This is a genomic window from Helicobacter winghamensis ATCC BAA-430, from assembly GCF_028751035.1.
Taxonomy (GTDB): Bacteria; Campylobacterota; Campylobacteria; order Campylobacterales; family Helicobacteraceae; genus Helicobacter_D; species Helicobacter_D winghamensis.
Window position 1 is genome coordinate 994,153 of the sequence record NZ_CP063533.1, and the last position, 19,068, is coordinate 1,013,220.

Genomic DNA, 19,068 nt, shown 5'->3' on the forward strand with positions numbered 1-19,068 from the left:
TTACCCCCAAATTGTGGTTTGTTTTTGTTTGTCGTTGTTTTTAGAAATTGCGTCTATCACTGCCCTTTCTACTTCTTTTGCAAATGCTCCTAAATCAAATACGCCATTTTGAGTAGCAATGTTAAAAGTTCCATTGATATTCACACTTATAGAGCTATTTTTCACGCTTTGTTGAGTATTTTTTATAGGTGGGATACTTGCAGTTTTTAACTCTTTTGTATATCCTTTTGTGGAATTTAAAGCTTTTTCTTCCTTTTTCTTTTCTTGCTTTGTATTATTTTGCGATTCTTCCTCTTTTCCAAAGCCAAAAAAGTTTGCAATTTTGCCTCCAAGTCTTGTTAGCTTTCCTATTTGCTGGCTTACCCATTCTATTTTTTTAGAAAACCAATCAAATATGCCAGAAAATAAACCCACAAAAAAATTTCTAATAGGAGTAAAAACTGCTTTAAAAAAACTAGCCGCCCCACCACTTAAACTTTTAAAAATATTTACAAAATACTTAAACGCATTAACCCAGCCCATAAACACTGCTTTTACAAAATTTGCAACAGGTTGCCACAAGGGCTTTAACCAATTGATAAAACCTATAAACCAAGTTTTAACCCTTTCCCAATTTAACACCACCAAAGTTGCAATCCCAGCAATTGCTATTAAAATTAATCCAATAGGATTGGTTAAAAATGCTATTTTTAGAATATTAAAAGCAGCAGTGATTGCATTTAAAGAAAAAGCAAATTGTGCCATTGCAAGTCGTGCTATGAGCATTCCTGTCTTAAAAGCAGTCATTGCAACACTAGATGCAATAAGACCCACTACAAGAGTTCCAATTGCTGCGCTTAAATTTGGAAAAGTATCTACAAACCATCGTATTGCATTAACAACAACACTCAAAGTTTTAGCAATCATACTAATAGCTGGGGCTAAAGCAGCACCCAAACTTGCTGTTAGATTACTAATAGAAGTTGTCAGTTTTTCTAAGTTTGCATTAGTGCTAGAATTTAGCTTATTAAACTCAGAATTTAAGCCTCCCATTTTAGTAGCACTTAAAGACTTTAGGGCTTCTTCATATTTGCCTGTATTATCCACTAAATTTTGCATCATTCCTGCTGCACCTGTTCCAAAAACAGAATTTAAAAAATCAGTCATAGAATCTTTTGGCAAAGTTTTTATTTGGTTAAGAAGCACTTTTACAGCTTCCCCTGCATCTTGTTTGAAATAAGCACTTAGTTGCTCTGGCACAAGCCCTAAAGATAAGAATTGATTTTTTACATCATCGCTTGCATTATTTAAGGTAGATAGCACACCTGTTAATGCCTTAAAGGTTCTTCGTGCTTGAAGTTTTTGGAGAAGAACCTTTAGGGATTGCTATTAAAAGGAATCCCAATAATCCTTTTGCGGGCTTTGTGCATTTAGACACAAGAGGCAAAAAAGCAAGATGGGAATACAAATAAAGGCAATCTATGAATTTTTCTAATCTTTTTAGCGTGTTTCTTAAGCAAAGCAGTCTTGTTGTAGCTTTAGGCTTATTAAGTGGAGTTTTGTATTTTCACAATCAAAGCCTAAAAAATGAAAATGCAATTTTAAAATTAAAAGAATTGCACACCAAAAGCGAGCTAGAAGGATTAGAATTAAAACTGCAAGAGCAAAACAAAGCCATTCTTAAAGTGCGTTTAGACTTAAAAGAAAAAAATGAGGCTTTAGCGGAAGTTTCAAAGGTGCAAAAAGTCTTCTTAAAAGACACTAGCTGTGAGAGTAAATTGAAAGCTTACAAAGAACTTTTTAACATTTTAGGAACAAAAAATGAAAATCTATAAAACACTCCTTGTTTTAGTGATGACAGCTTTGCTGTTAAACGCTTGCGCCAATAAAGAGCTAGTTGTCAAAAGAGAGTATAAAGAAGTGCTAACACCAACACTTTGCCCTTTGAAGCTTCCGCTAAAGCCTACATATAAAGGCACACTAGAGAGCGCAAAAGAAATAAGCATTTATTATTTAGAAGTTGAAGACATTGCAAAGCGCTGCACTTCAAACAATTTAAAGGCTAAAAAATGATTTTAGCAAGTTTAATGATAGTTTGTATTAGTGCTAGGTTTTTAAATGATTTTAAATGCCTTTTAAAGACTTTTAAAGGGTATTAAATGGACAGATTAGAACTTGGAGTCTTAAAGGCGAGATTAAAGTCTTTAAAATTTAATCACAAAGAAGACAAAAAGGCTAGAGTTAAGAGAGTTTTAGAAGGTGGATTTAAAGCTTTTGTCTTTGAATATTTCCCACACCATATTAATTTTATCCAAAAAGAAAGCTCCAAATTTAGAAATTTTGTTTATGATAATATTGATAAACTCTCTAAAAAGAATAATCATTTATGTTTTAAGTCTTATCGTGGAAGTGCTAAAACAACACTTCTTGTGCGCCTTTATACGCTTTATGCACTCTTAAGCAATCAAAAACAATACGCAATTGTAATTTCTTCTACTCTTGATATTGCAAGCGAAAGCATTGCAACATTGAAATTAGAATTAGAAGAAAATGCAAAATTAATCTTTGATTTTGAAATCACACAAGGAGATCTTTGGAGTAGTGATTCTATAGTATTTAATACTTTTGGAGTTTATAAAAAAATTAAAGCCTTTGGAAGTGGCAAAAAGATTAGAGGGACAAACTATTTAGGAAAGCGTCCTGATTTAATTATTTGTGATGATATAGAAAACGATGAGAATGTTGAGAGTAAAACGCAAAGGGATAAACTCTATAAATGGTTCAATAAAGCCATTTTGAAATTAGTTGCTAGAACACAAAAGGATTTTCTCTATCTAGTGGTTGGCACAATCTTACACCAAGATAGCCTTCTTAATCGCTTAAATGGAGATAAACGCTTTTTGATTTATGATTTTCCTTTAGTGCTAAGTTTTCCAGAGCGTTTGGATTTAATAGATAAAGACAATATTTTAAAAAGTGATTTAAAAGGCTTTTTATTAGATGATGAAAACTTGGATAAAATAGAAGTTTTAAAAGAATATTTTGCAGATAAAGAAAGCTTTTATAGCGAATATCAAAACAAAGCTTTAAGCAGTGAAGCAGCTATCTTTAGCGAATATCAAACTTTAAGCGAAGAAGAATTAATTTATGATTCTGTGATTTTAGGGATTGATCCAGCTTTAGGTAAAGCCAAAGGAGATTATTTTGCAATTTCTGAACTCAAAAGAATAGATAAAAACAAATTCCACTTAAAAGCAAGTGGTTATAAAATAGCCCCCTCTAAAATGATAAATATCATACTAAAACTTTATATCAAGTATTTAAGTAAGGGTAAGGTTGTCAAAATTGCAATTGAAACCATAGCCTTTCAAGAGTTTTTTAAAGATAAGCTAAAAGAAGAAGCATTAAAACTTGGGATACTCTTAAGCGTTTGTGAGCTTAAAAACAAAGTTGCAAAAGAACTTAGAATTGATAGTTTAGCTCCTTATATTAACGATGGCACAATCTTAATAGATCCAAACTCCCACCTTTTAATAGAAGAAATGCTAACCTATCCAAAATCCGCACACGATGATTTGCTAGATTCTGCTGAAATGGCTTTTAGGATTGCTAGCTCTGCAGGAATTGCAGATTATAGAGCCATTAACCGCTTGCTCAAAAAGAAAAGCTTTAAAAAAGGATTTTTATGAGAATATTAAACAAAAACTCTAAAGCTAAGGTTGCTCCAAGCGTAGATTTTGAAAGTGTAGCAGGTGCTTTAAGCAGTGAAAACCTTTCGCAACTCATAGGGATTTATGATTACTTTAAGCGTTTTGATCCACAAATTGCTAGCGAAGTGAATAAAAGGCGCATAAAAATGTGTTCTTATCCTATGTATATAGAATGTGAAGATTTAACACAAAGGGAGTTTTTAAATCGCTATGTGTTAAGCAGTGATTTTAGGCATTTTATTTATGAGCTTAGTGCTGGAGTAGTGTATGGATTTAGCGCATTTTTAATAGAATGGAAAGTCAAAGGTGCCAATGTATTCCCTTGCTTAAAATACATTAACCCTAGATTTTTCAATCTAAATGACAAAGAAATTTTAGTGATTAAAAATGGCACAGAAGAATTAATCGTGCAAGATTGCAAAGATATCTTTTTACATTTGCACCCAAGTGATAGTGGTAATCTACTAGAAAGCGCACTTTTTTTAAATGTGGTTTCTATCGCAGTTTTAAAGCAGCTTGCTATGAGTAAAAATATTGCTTATTTGGACAATTTAAGTGTTCCCCCAATTATTGCAAAAACAGACAATGCTACCAATGATAAGGAGCTTGAAGAGCTATTAGAACAACTTTATAATTTAAGAAGCTCTTCGGTTGGAATTTTTGGCAAAGAAGATGTGCTAGAGCTTCTAAACTCTGGTTTATCCACTTCCACCTTTACAGAGTTTTTAAGATATTGCGATGAAATGATTTCAAAAGTTATTAGCGGACAAGTTTTAGCAGGAAATGCAGTGCAAAATGGCACACAAGCACTAGGCAATGTGCATGAAGAAGTCCGAAGCAGTGTAGGAGAAATGGACACACTTCTTTTAAGTGTTTCTGCTAATAAGCTTTTAAATGAAGTTTTAAAATTAAACTTTGCAAATCCTGCTCCTTTTAATTTTACCTTTGATACCAACAAAGAAGTAGATGAAGCATATCTAGCAGGGGTGTATAGCACTCTTTCTACTATGGGTTATGAAATCCCAGTGGAGTTTTTAGCAAAAACATTTAAAATTGATGGATTAAAGAAAAAAGAAATGCAAGTTGTGCAAAGTGAAGAATTTAATCAGCTAATTTTGGAGAAAAATAACTCTTTGACTAAGGATAAAATAGAAAGAGAGGGAGAAAATATAGAAGAAGACATCAGTGAAGAGATTTATAATAAAATTAAAAAGTTTTGGGAAGAATGTAAGAGTTATGAGGAGCTAGAAGAAAGAATTTTCAAAGAATATCCTAATTTAGACTTTGAAATTTTACGCAACGCTTTAAATAAAAAGATAGCTCTAGCTCACATACAGGCACTTTTGGATACTGGCAATGAATAATGTGTTTGGTTTATCCCCTAAGGAAGCTTATAGCTACCTAGAAAACAAAGGCTTAAAAACAAGCTTTAAATATCACGAGATTAAAAAAGAAGCGCACGACAAAGCATTTACAGCAGCAGGCATTATGAAAACTGATGTTTTAAATGATTTGCACGAAGAGATAAAAAAAGCAATAAAAGAAGGAATAAGTTTTGATGAGTTTAAAGGTAATTTAAAAGCAATTTTAAGCTCTAAGGGTTGGTATGGCAAAAAAGAGATTATAAACCCAAAAACAGGAGAAATAAGAACAATAAATATAAACCCACAAAGATTAAAAACAATCTACACTACAAATATGCAAAGTGCCTATGCAAAAGCTAGAGCAAAGCAACTTAGCACTTATTCTTATAAAACTTATTGGGTTTATAAATGCGCGCTTTTAGAAGATTCTAGAAGCGAACATAAAAAAATGCACAATTGCGCTATTCATCGTGATGATCCTTTTTGGAGAACCTCCTTTCCACCCAATGATTATAATTGTAAATGTAAAGTCATCGCAGTGAGTGAAAAAGAAGCAAAATCTAAATATAAAATTCTAAAAAATCCGCGTCCCATTGCTTCTAAAAATTTTAGCTATGACAAAAGAAGCTCCACACAAATCCCAAAAGAAACTAGAATAAGTTTAGATGAAAGCTTGGAGCATTTACCAAAGGTGCAAAGCTATGATAATTTAAGCGATAAACAATTAATCGCTAAAGTATATGAAGCCTTTGGGGTAAAGCAAGGGGATTTACTTGTAGATAAAATAGGCGATGTGATAAGCCTAGATGATGATTTTTTCTTTGATAAAAAGAAGCAAACCACTAAAATCAAAAAGCAAAACCGCCATTTTTATATTGATTATTTACCAAAGCTTGTAAATGATCCTGATGAAATTAGATTAAGTATGGAAAATGACCCTAGATATGAGGGCTTTACGTATATTATAAACTACGCAAATCAACTAATGGTAAAGCTTTTACAGCTAAACCCTTTTGATAATATTCTAGAAATCATAAGCGTAAATAAAGACTACAAAAGCTATCAGCTCCATATCAGCGAAACACAAGAATTGATGTTAATAAAAGGTAGAGTGTTGCGAGCAATTATCTAATTAAAATCTTTTAAATAGCGTTTAATAGGCTTTTAAAAGCTATTTGTAAAGTAAGTATCAAGCAAATGCAAAGCAAATATAAAGCAGACTATCAAGTAATGTAAAGCAAAATTACCCACTTTGATTTTTAAGAAAACCCAAACAAACTCCCACCCTATCGCTCTTTTATAATCTTTTTCCCCACTTTGATTCTTTACGCTACTTTTTATAAAGTTAGAAAAAGTAAATTATTATCTTCCACATTTATTTTTCCAGACATTTCTCCATTCCCTAAAAAAATGCTTGCTATACTCACATCATTAACATACGGAGAATTTACTGAACTAAAACCAATAGTTTTCTTGTTGTTTTCTAAAGATATATCGCCAGTAATTTTTCCTCCACCATCTAAAATTATTTTTATATCCGCAAGCCCACTATTATTTATTTTTGCAGAAATTATTCCTTCTTGAGTTTTTATATACATTGGAATCAAATCACAATGCGTTAAATTACAAGAAAGTTTTATTGGTATACCAATGTTTTCTCCCTTTATTTCTCCCTTTGTAAATTCAATATTAGTAGCCCCAGTACCATTGGTTATTATTCCTTCTTCTATATTAAGAGTATCAGCTTTAATTTCTATATAATTTTTATTATTAATTTTACCAATTGATAAAGCAGAATCCTTTTCACCTACCAACCTTAAGCCTTTAGCCCTTGCTTTTTCATTAGATTGACTATTTTCAAGCCAGTGCGTTATCTCATTTTTTACAGACTCTAAGCTATTCCAATCCTTAATCTCAATAATTGTATTTTCTATAGTCTTAATTTCGTTTATTGAAAGCTCTTTGCCAAATTTAATTGTTGTTGGAGATAAAGTTTCGTTTTCATCTTCTTCGACATACCCCGTTTTATTAAAAGCAAGGCTACCTAAATAAGTATTTTCTTTGAAAGTAGTTGTAGTCTTGTCTTTATCCTTTTCTTCAATAGAAAAATCAACAGGAGCATCCTTACTACCTATTACACCATTATGTGTTGCATCAAGACTAATATTATCTTTCAATATTGCCTGAGGTTTTGCTAAAGGATTTTGCGTAACATTTAAAGCAATAATTTGTGGAACAGATTTTTCATTATTTGATTGTGCATAAGCTTGTGAGTGAAAGATAAAAGTAGAAAGTGAAGTTGCAAGAACGCTATAATAAATTGCCTTGCTAGTAAATGGATTTAAATATCTCTTAAATGCCCCCCCCCCCGCAGGAATATCAATCATACTAGAATGATTATTCAATGTTTTTTCCATTGTTTTTCTCCTTTGTTTAAAGTGTGATTTTTATTTTAAACCCTGCCATTTTATAATAAATCCTTTTAAAATTTAAGTGATGTTGTTACTCTTTTTTTAGATTAAATAAAAATTATTTTTTATTATGTAAGGAATTAATTTTAAAATTATTCCATATTATAGGGATTTATTAAGTTTTATAAAAAAGATTAAGTATATTTTATAAATTTAATTTAGAAGTTACATTTGGTAACGAATTTAAAAAATAACAATATGAAAGATTGTAAGAGATGTGTTTAAAATCACGAGTCTAAGAAATGTATTTAAAAGAATGGCTAAAGTTAAATAATGGTGCCGAGAGTCGGAATCGAACCGACACGGGGTTGCCCCCACCAGATTTTGAGTCTGGCGCGTCTACCAATTTCACCACCCCGGCATTGAAAGCGAAATTATATCCAAGTAAAATAAAAGATTAACTTAAAAATTATCCAAAATAATAGAATCTACAAAATATCATACAAAAAAGCTAAAAAATGAAATCCAAAAAATTATTTCTGTATGCTTTCTAGTTTCTCTAGGCGTGCTTCTTGTACTTTTTGCATTTTTGTTAAGTTTGCAGTGGCAGTGATTTGGTTTAACAACACCCAAAGACTAAGCGTTGCAAACAAGATTGTAATCACACAAGCAATAAGTGCGATTTTGACCGCCCTTTTTGCAGTATTTTGCGCTTGTTCTATCTCTTGCATTTTAGATTCCTTGTTAAATATATTGTGCTTTGGCACTAAAAAAGCGATGATAAAATGCTAAAACAAAAGAAAACAATGCTAAAACCATAACAATACTTGCTCCAGCTTGCAAATCATAATAATACGCAATAACGATTCCACCTAGCATAGCAATAAAAGAAATCACACTCGCTAAAAGCATCATCTTAGCAAGCGAAGTTGTTAAAATCTCACTGCAATACGCCGGAATGCTTAAAAGCGCAATAATTAAAATAATCCCAACAGAGCGCATAGAAATCACGATTCCAATAGCAATTAATACCATTAGCATAATACTGAAAAAGCGCGTGTTAATCCCCTGAAGCTGCGTAAATTCATCATCATAAGAAATTCCTAAAATCACGCGATAATTTAACGCAATAAATGCCAGCAAAAATAAACTAAAGCTAGCCATTACTATAATATCACTTTGCGTGATACTTAAAATACTTCCAAATAAATATCCCATAAAGTCCTTACTATAGCCCGGCGTGAGTTCTACTAAAATCACGCCAAGAGCCATGCCAAAAGCCCACAAAGAGCCGATTAAAGAATCCAAACGTTCCTTAGCGTATAAAACCATATAAGCCAAAATCACAGCACAAAACACACTAAAGCCTGTCGCACCCACTAAAATAGGCAAGCCAAAAAATGCCGCAATTCCAACACCACCATACACACTATGCGCAATTCCACCTGCAATGAAAACCATACGATTTGCAACCGCAAGTGTGCCAATGATTCCACAAATTATACTTGTAAAAAATGCCCCAATAAACGCATTTTGCACAAAAATATAAGAAAGCGCACTAATCAACTAACCACTCCAAACTTTCTTCGTTTAGCTCTGCTTTAATTCTATCCATTTTTACTTCTGCGTTTAAATATTCTGTAATCTCTAGCATATCAATCAAGGCATTACGCATACAACTAGTAGCTCCCGGACTTGGAGTCATATTAAATGTGATCCCCTTGTTACTCTTAATTTTTTTCTCGCCTAACACAAGCTTTTTAAGATTTTTATCCAAAACTTGAGGTCTAATTCCACCAAATCCTTCTGCATAAGTTAAATCCTCGATTTGGATTGATGGAATAATCTTTTTAGCTTCTTCCCAAAAATACTTTTTACCAATGCTTGGAATCTCATATAAGAAATTTCTAAAGATATAATCGCGGATTTCCTTATCAGAGAATAAATCCCACATAATTTTTGTTGTTGCACTACCAAATCCAAAAACTTTCATAAAATCTAAATAAGTTCCGCTTTTGAAGCGTTCTAGCTTAGGTAAAGCAAGTGCTGTTGGTCCTAAGCGATTCTTCCCACTTGCTACAACATCAGGATCTCCGTGGATTGCTGCAAAAGGGAGTTTAGGATTTTGCACAGTATAAACTTTGCCTCTTAATTTATCTCCTGGTATAAAGTAAAAACTCCCAGAAACAGGCAAACAACCAAGATCTAATCCATAGCCCATATTTTGCGCTAAAAACAAAGAATGCGCTCCAGCATCAACTAGTACAAATGAAGCGCTAATGGCTTCTTTGCCTTGAGCGCGGATTAAATAGCGTCCATCATTTTGCAAGGTAATGCTTGTAACAGGATAATTAAAAATTACAGAATGCTCTCCACCTAAGGATTGTTCAATCATATGTGTTGCCACTGAACAAAAATTCATCGCACAGAAGCTCTTACGCATACCAGAACCTACGATATTTTCAGGTCTATCACTACCATCTGCCAGTTTAACAACATTTGGCTCAATCTCTTTTAAAGTCTCTTTTGTGAAAAATTCTAACTCTGGATAAATTTCTTTAAACTCTTCGTGGCGTTTTTGCATAAACTCTACCTCTTTATCTCCAACGCCAATTGCCATTTTTTGGTATTCAAAAATACTTTTATTTTGCAACTTATGATACAAAGCATAGGATTCTATGAGCTTTGCAGCGCGCGAAACCTTTTTTGCCTTTTCAAATGTATAATTTGTTTCAATATCCCCAGCATGAATTGTTTGGGAGTTATTATTTCCGCTAGAGCTTAGTGTTGCTGGTTGTGCGTATTTTTCTAAAAGTGCCACTTTCTTAATATCTGTATATTGTGTTAAGACATAAAACAACGCACTTCCAGAAATCCCTGCTCCAATTATCGCCACATCATAAGAATTGTTCATTATTTTTCTCCTAATTTAGAGTGCCATAAGCCCATAAGCATCTCCACCTCACAAAAATGCTCTTCATAAGCATTTGTATTGCAAGCGGTTTTTATGTTATTTGGCAAATCATGCACCGTAACTTCTTTATTAACATACAAAACTTTTTTTGCATACCCAAGCAAGACAGACACATCATGGCTTATCATTATTATAGTCTTTTCTTGATTGATTTGCTGCAACAAATGATAAATTTCTTTTTGACTTTTTGGATCAATACTTGCCGTTGGTTCATCTAAAACTAATAAATTTGGATTCCCACACAATGCTCTAGCAATCAAAACTCGCTGTCTTTGCCCACCGGAGAGTTCTCCAATCTTTTTATACGCAAAAGATTCCATTGAAAACTTTGCTAAAAGATCCATTGCGATTTTCTTTGCATTTTTTGGCAAACTTCCCCCAAAAAGTCCAGGTTTTAAAAATCCCATCATCACCACTTCAAGAGCGGTTATAGGAAAATGACGATTTAAAAAAGTGTTTTGAGGCACATAGCCTATGCGCAAGCTAGAATCCTTAATAATCTCTCCAGCGCTTGGCTTTAAAAGTCCTACTAAAAGGCGCGCTAATGTGCTTTTGCCACCGCCATTTGGACCAATAATTGCCCAAAAATCCCCTTTAAAAATCGTCCAATTCACATTATATAAAATTCTCTCTTTGGTAAAATAAAATTTAACATTTTTACATTCAATAATTTTTTCTTGTGCCATTTTATTTGCTCTCTTGCAACTCTTTTGAAAATAGATTCCGCATTCCATAAAGCCGATAAAGCAAGAGTTCATCTTGCTTTATATCTTTTGTGCCCTTACCAACTTCAAGTGAAGTTATTACAATTTTTCCTAAAACTTTTCTCCCTTCTTGTGTTTCATTTTGTAGCGTTCTTAATCCCCATATATCGTGCAAAACATAAATCTCCCCATTTTTTTCGCCCAAATAGAGCATAATATGCCCCTTCATTCCTAGCAAAGTTGCAAATGGGATTCCGTATTTTTTAATGGAATCCTTTTTTTCTTGTGGATTTTGTTTGCTAATATCCTTGTAAAGAATACTTTTTTGTTCTCTGTTTTGATGCATTTGCGCTTGTGAGTTTCTAAGCAAATAAAACCCAAAATTTCCTAACACATCGCGCAAAAACATTGAACAATCTCTATTTCCAAACATTCCGCCCCAACCATATTTCTCACCCATTAATCCTTGCGCTAAAGTCGCAACATTTGCGCTTGAAAACTCCATAGGAAACTTTGCAAAGTTTTTTTGCTCTAGCGCGATTCTTTGTGCGTGTGCATATCCGCGCTTATCACGCACATAAATTTCTGTTTCATACTCTGTTTTTGTGCTTCCAACTAGTGGCAAAAGCATTCCAATCCTTGCATTTTCCAAAAATTCCTTATGCGTGTTTTTAAGCGGTGTGTAATCTTGCTTTACAACCAAAAAATCCTTTATATTTTTAAAGTTCTTAATTTGTCTATTATCCAAGATTCCAACATCAAGCACATTCACCCAACCACTCACAAACCCACTCTCCACATAAGCCCACGCTTTAGAATGAGAATAATGCGTGATTAAAACAGGTGTGCCTAAATAAATATAGGAATTTTGCCAATAATCAAAAGGGAATCCCTCACCTGCAAGTTTGGGATTTAAAAAGCGTGGTTTATTCGTAGGTAGCACGCGTAAATTCGTGCTTCTTGTAATAATTGCAGGCTTTTTCACACTTGGAAATGTCTTAAAATTCGCTTCTAACTCTAATGCTTTAATTTCATTAATACTATAAGGATCTAAATTCTCCCCAAAGCCTTGCTTTGCATACGCTGCTTGTAATCCCCATTGCACATCTTTTGCTTTGAGGCGTACCTTTTTCTCCCAAGGGCTAAAGAAATGTTTTAAATATTCTTGCTTTTTGGATTCCATATTTTCTAAAACTTCAAAATCTTTAACAAACTCTCTTAAATCCTGCTTTGGCAAAACAAGACTAATAGGCTCTAAATCCTTTTTAGCGCAACCTAAAAAAACTAGCGCAAAGACAAAGAAAACAAAGAATCGCTTGTGCATTATTTACCCCAAATCTCTTTATAAAGATTTTCATCAAATCCCACAATAACCTTTGTATCATCATATTCAATAATCGGGCGTTTAATTAGCGTTGGCACTTCCGCCAAATAGCGTTTGATTCCTTTTTCGTCTAAATTTTTTTCTTTTAATCCTAGTTTTTTATAGGTTGTGCCTTTAGAATTACACAAAATATTTAAGGGAACAAATTTTAGCCAATGCTCTATTTTTTCAACACTTGGAAATTCTTTTTTAAAATCTATAAATTCATACTCTACCCCTTGAGATTCCAAAAATACCATTGCTTTTTTCACGCTTCCGCAATTTTTAATTCCATACATTTTTATCATTTTAGATTCCTTATTAAAAAAAATTTATCGTAACCATATAAACAATCATACCTGCAAACATACTTAAAATCACATTTTTACTCCACAAAAAACATACCACCACACAAGCAATTCCACCTAATTCATAGATTCCATAATGCGCACTCCACTCTGTATCTTTTAGCGTAAAAAACACTAAAAGCGCCATTATAAGCAAGGGCATTGTAAGTTGCAAATAACGCAAAAGCGGAGCATCTGTGCTGTTTTTTAACACAAAAAAGGGTAAAAATCTAGTCAAAGCCGTGCCAACTGCTGCTGCTAAAATCGCACCAAAAATATACCAATGGCTTAATTCTAATTCCATTTCCTAAACCCTTATCCAGCGCCTTAAAACAAGCAAAATCACAATTCCACAAAGAATACTTAATGGCAAAAAGTTCTCTTTTGGAAAGAAAATTAAACCAAAAACCCCAAGCACACAAGCAATATAAAAGGGGGCTTTTAATTTAGAATTTTGTATCAACGCAAGCGTTAGCACACTAAAAAGTGCCGTCAGTACAAACTCTATCCCCTTAGGATTTAACGCAAAATATCCCCCTAAAAAGATTCCAAGCCCACAGCCAATGATCCAATAAAAATGATCTAAAAGCGTGATATAAAAATAGCTTTTCTCCATTGTTTTAGGATTTAAACTTGCTTGATTACTCTTTAATAGCGCAAAAGTTTCATCTGTTAGCCCAAACAACACATAGTATTTGCTAAGTCCAAAATTCTTAATTTCATCTGTAATAGAGAGCGCATAAAAAAGATGCCTAATGTTTAACAAAAATGAAGCAATTGCTATCTCAAAAAGCCCAGCGTGCGCCGCTAAAAGCGAAACAAGCAAAAACTGCCCAGCTCCTGCAAAAATCACAATCGCACTTAAAATCCCATAATACCAAGGCAAATGCAAGTTTGCATACAAAATTCCAAAAGTAGCCCCAAGTGGCAAATACCCCATTAATACCGGTAAAGTCTGCACAAAACTTCTAAAAAACATTTACTAACAACCTAAAACATTTCAAACCCAAGCAAAATGCACTTATCAAAATAGGGCAAAACACACATTGCTCGGATTTTCTCACCCATTCCAATGTCTTTTAAAGTTTCATAATAAGCAATATCAAATTGCAAATGACTTCCCCTTTGCGTTGAAACTCCAACTCCACTTTGCTCATTAAAATAAATAAACCGATCTATCCTATCAAACACAAGCACCAAAGGATAAAATTGATTTAAAACTTCCTTCTCTTTTAAAGGAAGTAAATGATAAGCATCAACACTCACAAGCACACGATTCCTAAAACGCACAAAATTACGCTCTAAAGTTTGCTTATGCACTTGCTGATAAAAAGTCTCAAAATCCATTGCATTTGCTTGAAAAAACACACAACACGCAAAAAATCCGATTCTAACTTTTTGAAAATTCCTAAAGTGTTTCAATAATTTTTTCAAATGCTCCATAAAACATTTCTTTTGCTTCTTGTAATGGAATCGTAATTTCATCAAGAGCTAGATTTTCTCCTCCAAGCCTTGCAATCTTAATTAACTCTAAATTAGAATCCCCTAGCATTGCTTCTAGCTCTCCAATCTTTTTAGATTCCAATGCCACTAAAACCTGTGTGGGGGCTTCTCCTAAGAGTGTTTTAAAGCCTAAATTCCCTACTGCTTCACAGCCTATATTTCCACGCACACAAGCCTTAGCAAGTGCCACAGCAACGCCCCCTTGATACACATCAACAGCTGCATTTAGGATTCCGCGTTCATTTGCTAAATTTAGCACACTCCATAAATACAACTCATCACTTAAAGAAATCTCTGCAATCTCACTCTTAATGGAGTTTCCAAAGTATTTTGCCACCAAGCTTGCTCCAAAGTTAGGAGCAATGCTTTTAGATTTTAGCAAATACACTTCTAAGCCTTCTTTATTAAACTCTCCATGCAAAACACTATGGATATTATCCACAACCCCAACTGCGGCAATACTTGGCGTGGGATAAATATCCTTGCCGTTTGTTTGGTTATACAAACTCACATTTCCACTAACAACAGGAGTATTTAAAGCCTTACACGCCTCTTTTATCCCCTCGCACGCTTCTTTAAACTGCCACATTACTTCAGGGTTTTCTGGACTTCCAAAGTTTAAACAATCTGTAATCGCTAAAGCCCTACCAGAGCGTAATGCAATATCTCTCCCCACTTTTGCCACCGCTTGCTTTGCGCCCTCTTTTGGATTTAAATAACAAAGTCTTGGTTGGCACGCCACGCTCATTGCAAGCCCTTTACCATTTTCTTTAACGCGTATCACACTAGCCCCACCCGCGCCACTTGGCACAATAGTATTTGTCTGCACGCTACAATCATATTGTGAATACACCCATTCCTTATCGCACACTTCAGGGCTGCTAAAAAGCGTTTTAAACACTTCATTTTTATTTTTAGATTCTAATTTTTCTACATCTAATATTTCTATAGAATCCAAATAGCTAGGATTCTCACTTACAGGGCGTTTTAAAATCGGCGCTTTTTCGCTAAGCGGAGCAATAGGAATCTCTGCGCATTTTTCATTATGCCAAAATAACTCCATTTTGCCACTATTTGTAACTTCCCCAATAATCGCGCAATCAAGCTCCCACTTTTTAAAAATCTCCATAATCTGTGCTTCACAACCTTTTTTCGCACAAATTAGCATTCTCTCTTGACTCTCACTCAACATTAGCTCATAAGGCGTCATTCCACTCTCACGCATTGGCACTTTATCTAAATACATAATCATTCCACTGCCACTTCTGCCTGCCATTTCAAAGCTGGAGCTTGTAAGCCCTGCTGCTCCCATATCTTGGATTCCAACTATTAAATCTGCTTTAAAAAGCTCCAAACACGCTTCTAGCAAAAGTTTTTCTGTGAAAGGATCACCCACTTGCACGGTTGGGCGCAAAGCTTTTGAATCCTCACTAAAGGAATCACTACTCATAACAGCCCCCCCTAAACCATCACGCCCTGTTTTTGACCCCACATAAATCACCGGATTCCCCACCCCACTTGCCTTTCCATAAAAAATTGCATCATTTTTCACAATCCCTAACGAAAAGGCATTGACTAAAATATTGCCCTCATAACTTGGCTCAAAACTCATCTCTCCACCAATTGTCGGCACCCCCATACAATTCCCATAACCGCCAATCCCTGCTACAACACCGCGCAATAAATACCGATGTTTTGCACCTATGGAATCACGCCTTGTAATATCCCCAAAACGGATAGAATTTAAGCTTGCAACAACTCTAGCTCCCATTGTGAAAATATCACGCATAATTCCCCCAACTCCCGTTGCAGCCCCAGCATAAGGCTCAATAAAGCTTGGATGATTATGCGATTCCATTTTAAACACTGCACCATATCCGCCCCCAATATCAATTACACCTGCATTCTCGCCCGGACCTTGAATTACCCAAGGAGCGCGCGTTGGAAAACCATTTAAATAGATTTTGCTAGATTTATAACTGCAATGCTCACTCCACATTGCTGAAAAAATTCCAAGCTCTACAAGATTTGGCTCACGCCCTAAAATATCTAAAATCTTTACATAATCCTCTTGTGTTAGCTTGTGCTGCTTTAAAACTTGCGATAGGTTATCCATTTTTACTTCCTTATTTGTGTGTAAAATTTACAAAATAACTGAAAGTTTAACAAATGGCGTATAAAGTAGAGATAAACTAAGAATGCAATAAAGTTAAATTCTGTAAAATATGCGCGTTTTGCTTTATGGCAATTTAGAATTGTTTGGAAAAATTTAAGGAGAAAAGTAACAATGAAATACATCAAGTTTTTCAAAGAGTTAAACAATAGAGATGTTCCCATAGTTGGGGGAAAAAATGCAAGTATTGGCGAAATGTTTCAAGAGCTTGTGCCTATGGGAATCAAAGTTCCAAATGGATTTGCAATCACAAGTGAAGCCTATTGGTATTTGCTAGATAGTGCTGGGATTAGAGAAAAAATTAGAGAATTGCTTGATGGGATTGATGTAACAGAAATTGATGTATTAAATGTTCGCTCCAAAAAAATCCGCGATATGATTTTTGGAACACCACTGCCTGAAGATTTACGCAAGGAAATCTTAGAAGCATATAGAATCTTAAGCGAAGAATATAAAATGGAAGAGGCTGATGTTGCTGTTAGAAGCTCTGCTACCGCTGAAGATTTGCCTGATGCGTCTTTTGCGGGACAGCAAGATACTTATTTAAGCGTTCAAGGGCAAACAGAGCTTATCCATTATGTGAAATCTTGCTTTGCTTCACTCTTTACAGATAGAGCGGTAAGCTACCGTGCATCAAGAGGATTTGATCATTTTAAAGTTGCGCTTTCTGTTGGCGTGCAAAAAATGGTGCGTTCTGATAAAGGAAGCTCCGGGGTTATGTTTAGTATTGATACAGAAACAGGCTTTAAAGACGCTGTATTTATCACTTCAAGCTGGGGGCTTGGAGAAAATGTTGTGGGCGGAACGGTAAATCCTGATGAATTTTATGTCTTTAAACCGGCTTTAGAATTAGGAAAACGCCCGATTTTAAAGCGACAACTAGGTCATAAAAATATTAAAATGGTTTATGCAGCACCCGGAGCATCACACCCCACAAAAAACATTGAAACCACAGAAGAAGAGCTTAAAAGTTTTTCATTAAATGATGATGAAGTTTTAACACTAGCACGCTATGCAATTTTAATTGAAAAGCACTACTCTAAAGAGGCTGGAGAGTATCGCCCAATGGATATGGAATGGGCAAAAGATGGCAATAGTGGCGAACTTTTCATTGTGCAAGCACGCCCAGAAACCGTGCAAAGTCAAAAAATGAAAAAACAAAGCAATATGCTTGAAAAATACTTCTTTAAAGAAAAAGAGAAAAAAGAAATTATCCTTACTGGAAAAGCAGTAGGCGGTAAAATTGGCACAGGCAAAATCCGTGTGATTGATAATATCGCAAATATGGGAGAACTAAAGCAAGGCGAAATTCTTGTTACAGATAATACAGATCCAGATTGGGAGCCTGCAATGAAAAAGGCTTCCGCTGTTATTACAAATCGCGGAGGAAGAACTTGCCACGCAGCAATTGTTGCGCGCGAAATCGGTGTTCCAGCAATTGTAGGCGCAGTGGGTGCAACAGAAAAGCTAGAAACCGGAATGGAAGTTACTGTTTCTTGCGCAGAAGGTGAAGATGGCTTTGTGTATGCTGGAATCCATCCTTTTGAAATTGAAAAGATTGATTTAGCAAGCTTAGAGCAACCTAAAACAAAGATTTATATGAATATTGGAAACCCTGAAAAAGCCTTTGCTTTCTCAATGATTCCTAATAATGGCGTAGGGCTTGCTAGAATGGAGTTTATTATTAATAACTACATTAAAGCTCACCCTTTAGCACTCATTGATTTACACAATGGAAACAAAGAGTTTGACGGCGTTGAAGGCGTTAGAGAGATTATGTCTGGTTATGCTAATCCTAAAGACTTTTTTATTAAAAAAATCGCTGAAGGTGTAGGAATGATTGCTTCAGCTTTCTATCCAAAGCCTGTGATTGTCCGCACAAGTGATTTTAAATCTAACGAATATTGCAGAATGGTAGGCGGAAAAGATTATGAACCCCACGAAGAAAATCCAATGATTGGCTATCGCGGTGCGTGTCGCTATTATTCTGAACAATACCGCCAAGCTTTTGAATGGGAGTGTCAAGCCCTAGCAATGGCTAGAAATGAAATGGGCTTTACAAATATGAAAATTATGGTGCCATTCCTTAGAACACCAGAAGAAGGACGCAGAGTTTTAGAGATTATGCGCAAAAATGGTCTTGTTCAAGGTGAAAATGGTTTAGAAATCTATGTAATGTGCGAATTGCCTGTAAATGTGATTTTAGCTGATGAATTCTTACAACTTTTTGATGGCTTCTCTATTGGTTCAAATGACTTAACACAACTCACCTTAGGCGTAGATAGAGATGGAGAGCTTGTAAGCCATGTCTTTGATGAGAGAAATCCGGCATTGCTTAAAATGTTTAAAATGGCAATTGAAGCGTGTAAAAAGCACGAAAAGTATTGCGGAATCTGTGGGCAAGCACCAAGCGACTACCCAGAAATCGCGGAGTTTTTAGTAGAAAATGGTATCACTTCTATCTCATTAAATCCCGATTCCATTATTGAAACTTGGGATAGAATTGTAAAATTAGAGAAAAAACTAGGAATCTCTTAATT

At 34.7% G+C, this 19,068-nt stretch carries 18 protein-coding genes, 1 tRNA gene and 1 pseudogene; 7 read left to right on the forward strand and 13 right to left on the reverse strand.

Annotation, left to right across the window (positions count from 1 at the left end; translation table 11 throughout):
• Positions 1-1,302 (reverse strand): phage tail tape measure protein, encoded by a 1,302-nt coding sequence (locus IP358_RS05100; RefSeq protein ID WP_006802509.1) that lies wholly within the window; start codon positions 1,300-1,302, stop codon positions 1-3.
• Positions 1,303-1,325: 23 nt separating this feature from the next.
• Between IP358_RS05100 and IP358_RS05105 the strand changes: the two are divergent.
• The 6 genes and pseudogenes from IP358_RS05105 to IP358_RS05130 all read left to right on the forward strand — a co-directional run.
• Positions 1,326-1,451, forward strand: a pseudogene (locus IP358_RS05105) (peptidase M15 family protein); the annotation flags it as partial.
• Between the two features lie 9 nt (positions 1,452-1,460).
• Positions 1,461-1,814, forward strand: coding sequence for a hypothetical protein (locus tag IP358_RS05110; protein WP_006802510.1), 354 nt, complete (start codon positions 1,461-1,463; stop codon positions 1,812-1,814).
• Complete coding sequence (locus tag IP358_RS05115; RefSeq protein WP_006802511.1) at positions 1,801-2,052, forward strand: hypothetical protein; 252 nt, start codon at positions 1,801-1,803, stop codon at positions 2,050-2,052. Before IP358_RS05110 ends, IP358_RS05115 begins: the two co-directional genes overlap by 14 nt.
• Positions 2,053-2,138: 86 nt before the next feature.
• On the forward strand, positions 2,139-3,668 hold the full coding sequence (gene terL / locus IP358_RS05120; protein WP_006802512.1) for a phage terminase large subunit: 1,530 nt from the start codon (positions 2,139-2,141) through the stop codon (positions 3,666-3,668).
• The gene (locus IP358_RS05125; RefSeq protein ID WP_006802513.1) at positions 3,665-5,053 is read left to right on the forward strand and encodes a phage portal protein family protein; all 1,389 of its coding nucleotides are present in this window, start codon (positions 3,665-3,667) and stop codon (positions 5,051-5,053) included. The genes terL and IP358_RS05125 overlap by 4 nt, the downstream gene beginning before the upstream one ends.
• Complete coding sequence (locus IP358_RS05130; protein ID WP_006802514.1) at positions 5,046-6,185, forward strand: phage minor head protein; 1,140 nt, start codon at positions 5,046-5,048, stop codon at positions 6,183-6,185. Before IP358_RS05125 ends, IP358_RS05130 begins: the two co-directional genes overlap by 8 nt.
• A gap of 205 nt (positions 6,186-6,390) precedes the next feature.
• On the opposite strand, the gene IP358_RS05135 is transcribed toward IP358_RS05130, so the two are convergent.
• From IP358_RS05135 to purL, 12 genes are all read right to left on the reverse strand, one after another.
• The gene (locus IP358_RS05135; RefSeq protein WP_370525612.1) at positions 6,391-7,470 is read right to left on the reverse strand and encodes a hypothetical protein; all 1,080 of its coding nucleotides are present in this window, start codon (positions 7,468-7,470) and stop codon (positions 6,391-6,393) included.
• A 328-nt stretch (positions 7,471-7,798) separates the two neighbouring features.
• Positions 7,799-7,885: transfer RNA gene (locus IP358_RS05140), tRNA-Leu, on the reverse strand.
• 112 nt (positions 7,886-7,997) lie between these two features.
• Complete coding sequence (locus IP358_RS05145) at positions 7,998-8,195, reverse strand: DUF5408 family protein (RefSeq protein ID WP_006802516.1); 198 nt, start codon at positions 8,193-8,195, stop codon at positions 7,998-8,000.
• Between the two features lie 13 nt (positions 8,196-8,208).
• Positions 8,209-9,030, reverse strand: coding sequence for a metal ABC transporter permease (locus IP358_RS05150; RefSeq protein ID WP_006802517.1), 822 nt, complete (start codon positions 9,028-9,030; stop codon positions 8,209-8,211).
• A complete protein-coding gene (locus tag IP358_RS05155) occupies positions 9,023-10,378 on the reverse strand; it encodes an FAD-dependent oxidoreductase (protein WP_006802518.1) in 1,356 nt (451 codons plus the stop codon). Before IP358_RS05155 ends, IP358_RS05150 begins: the two co-directional genes overlap by 8 nt.
• The gene (locus IP358_RS05160; protein ID WP_006802519.1) at positions 10,378-11,124 is read right to left on the reverse strand and encodes a metal ABC transporter ATP-binding protein; all 747 of its coding nucleotides are present in this window, start codon (positions 11,122-11,124) and stop codon (positions 10,378-10,380) included. Before IP358_RS05160 ends, IP358_RS05155 begins: the two co-directional genes overlap by 1 nt.
• 1 nt (position 11,125) lies before the next feature.
• Entirely contained in the window at positions 11,126-12,466 is a 1,341-nt protein-coding gene (locus IP358_RS05165) for an SH3 domain-containing C40 family peptidase (RefSeq protein ID WP_006802520.1), read from the reverse strand.
• Positions 12,466-12,813 (reverse strand): arsenate reductase family protein, encoded by a 348-nt coding sequence (locus IP358_RS05170; RefSeq protein WP_006802521.1) that lies wholly within the window; start codon positions 12,811-12,813, stop codon positions 12,466-12,468. The genes IP358_RS05165 and IP358_RS05170 overlap by 1 nt, the downstream gene beginning before the upstream one ends.
• 13 nt (positions 12,814-12,826) lie before the next feature.
• Positions 12,827-13,156 (reverse strand): branched-chain amino acid transporter permease, encoded by a 330-nt coding sequence (locus IP358_RS05175; protein ID WP_006802522.1) that lies wholly within the window; start codon positions 13,154-13,156, stop codon positions 12,827-12,829.
• A gap of 3 nt (positions 13,157-13,159) precedes the next feature.
• The gene (locus tag IP358_RS05180) at positions 13,160-13,831 is read right to left on the reverse strand and encodes an AzlC family ABC transporter permease (RefSeq protein ID WP_006802523.1); all 672 of its coding nucleotides are present in this window, start codon (positions 13,829-13,831) and stop codon (positions 13,160-13,162) included.
• Between the two features lie 11 nt (positions 13,832-13,842).
• The gene (locus IP358_RS05185; RefSeq protein WP_232086724.1) at positions 13,843-14,286 is read right to left on the reverse strand and encodes a hypothetical protein; all 444 of its coding nucleotides are present in this window, start codon (positions 14,284-14,286) and stop codon (positions 13,843-13,845) included.
• A complete protein-coding gene (gene purL / locus IP358_RS05190; protein WP_006802525.1) occupies positions 14,261-16,471 on the reverse strand; it encodes a phosphoribosylformylglycinamidine synthase subunit PurL in 2,211 nt (736 codons plus the stop codon). Before purL ends, IP358_RS05185 begins: the two co-directional genes overlap by 26 nt.
• Positions 16,472-16,642: 171 nt before the next feature.
• Between purL and ppsA the strand changes: the two genes are divergently transcribed.
• On the forward strand, positions 16,643-19,066 hold the full coding sequence (ppsA, locus tag IP358_RS05195) for a pyruvate, water dikinase (protein ID WP_006802526.1): 2,424 nt from the start codon (positions 16,643-16,645) through the stop codon (positions 19,064-19,066).
• Positions 19,067-19,068 lie beyond the last annotated feature (2 nt).

Coding starts and splice junctions, on each gene's coding strand:
- IP358_RS05110 (WP_006802510.1), top strand. CDS start 1,461: ATGAATTTTTCTAATCTTTTTAGCGTGTTTCTTAAGCAAAGCAGTCTT.
- IP358_RS05115 (WP_006802511.1), top strand. CDS start 1,801: ATGAAAATCTATAAAACACTCCTTGTTTTAGTGATGACAGCTTTGCTG.
- terL (WP_006802512.1), top strand. CDS start 2,139: ATGGACAGATTAGAACTTGGAGTCTTAAAGGCGAGATTAAAGTCTTTA.
- IP358_RS05125 (WP_006802513.1), top strand. CDS start 3,665: ATGAGAATATTAAACAAAAACTCTAAAGCTAAGGTTGCTCCAAGCGTA.
- IP358_RS05130 (WP_006802514.1), top strand. CDS start 5,046: ATGAATAATGTGTTTGGTTTATCCCCTAAGGAAGCTTATAGCTACCTA.
- IP358_RS05135 (WP_370525612.1), bottom strand. CDS start 7,470: ATGGAAAAAACATTGAATAATCATTCTAGTATGATTGATATTCCTGCG.
- IP358_RS05145 (WP_006802516.1), bottom strand. CDS start 8,195: ATGCAAGAGATAGAACAAGCGCAAAATACTGCAAAAAGGGCGGTCAAA.
- IP358_RS05155 (WP_006802518.1), bottom strand. CDS start 10,378: ATGAACAATTCTTATGATGTGGCGATAATTGGAGCAGGGATTTCTGGA.
- IP358_RS05160 (WP_006802519.1), bottom strand. CDS start 11,124: ATGGCACAAGAAAAAATTATTGAATGTAAAAATGTTAAATTTTATTTT.
- IP358_RS05165 (WP_006802520.1), bottom strand. CDS start 12,466: ATGCACAAGCGATTCTTTGTTTTCTTTGTCTTTGCGCTAGTTTTTTTA.
- IP358_RS05170 (WP_006802521.1), bottom strand. CDS start 12,813: ATGATAAAAATGTATGGAATTAAAAATTGCGGAAGCGTGAAAAAAGCA.
- IP358_RS05175 (WP_006802522.1), bottom strand. CDS start 13,156: ATGGAATTAGAATTAAGCCATTGGTATATTTTTGGTGCGATTTTAGCA.
- IP358_RS05180 (WP_006802523.1), bottom strand. CDS start 13,831: ATGTTTTTTAGAAGTTTTGTGCAGACTTTACCGGTATTAATGGGGTAT.
- purL (WP_006802525.1), bottom strand. CDS start 16,471: ATGGATAACCTATCGCAAGTTTTAAAGCAGCACAAGCTAACACAAGAG.
- ppsA (WP_006802526.1), top strand. CDS start 16,643: ATGAAATACATCAAGTTTTTCAAAGAGTTAAACAATAGAGATGTTCCC.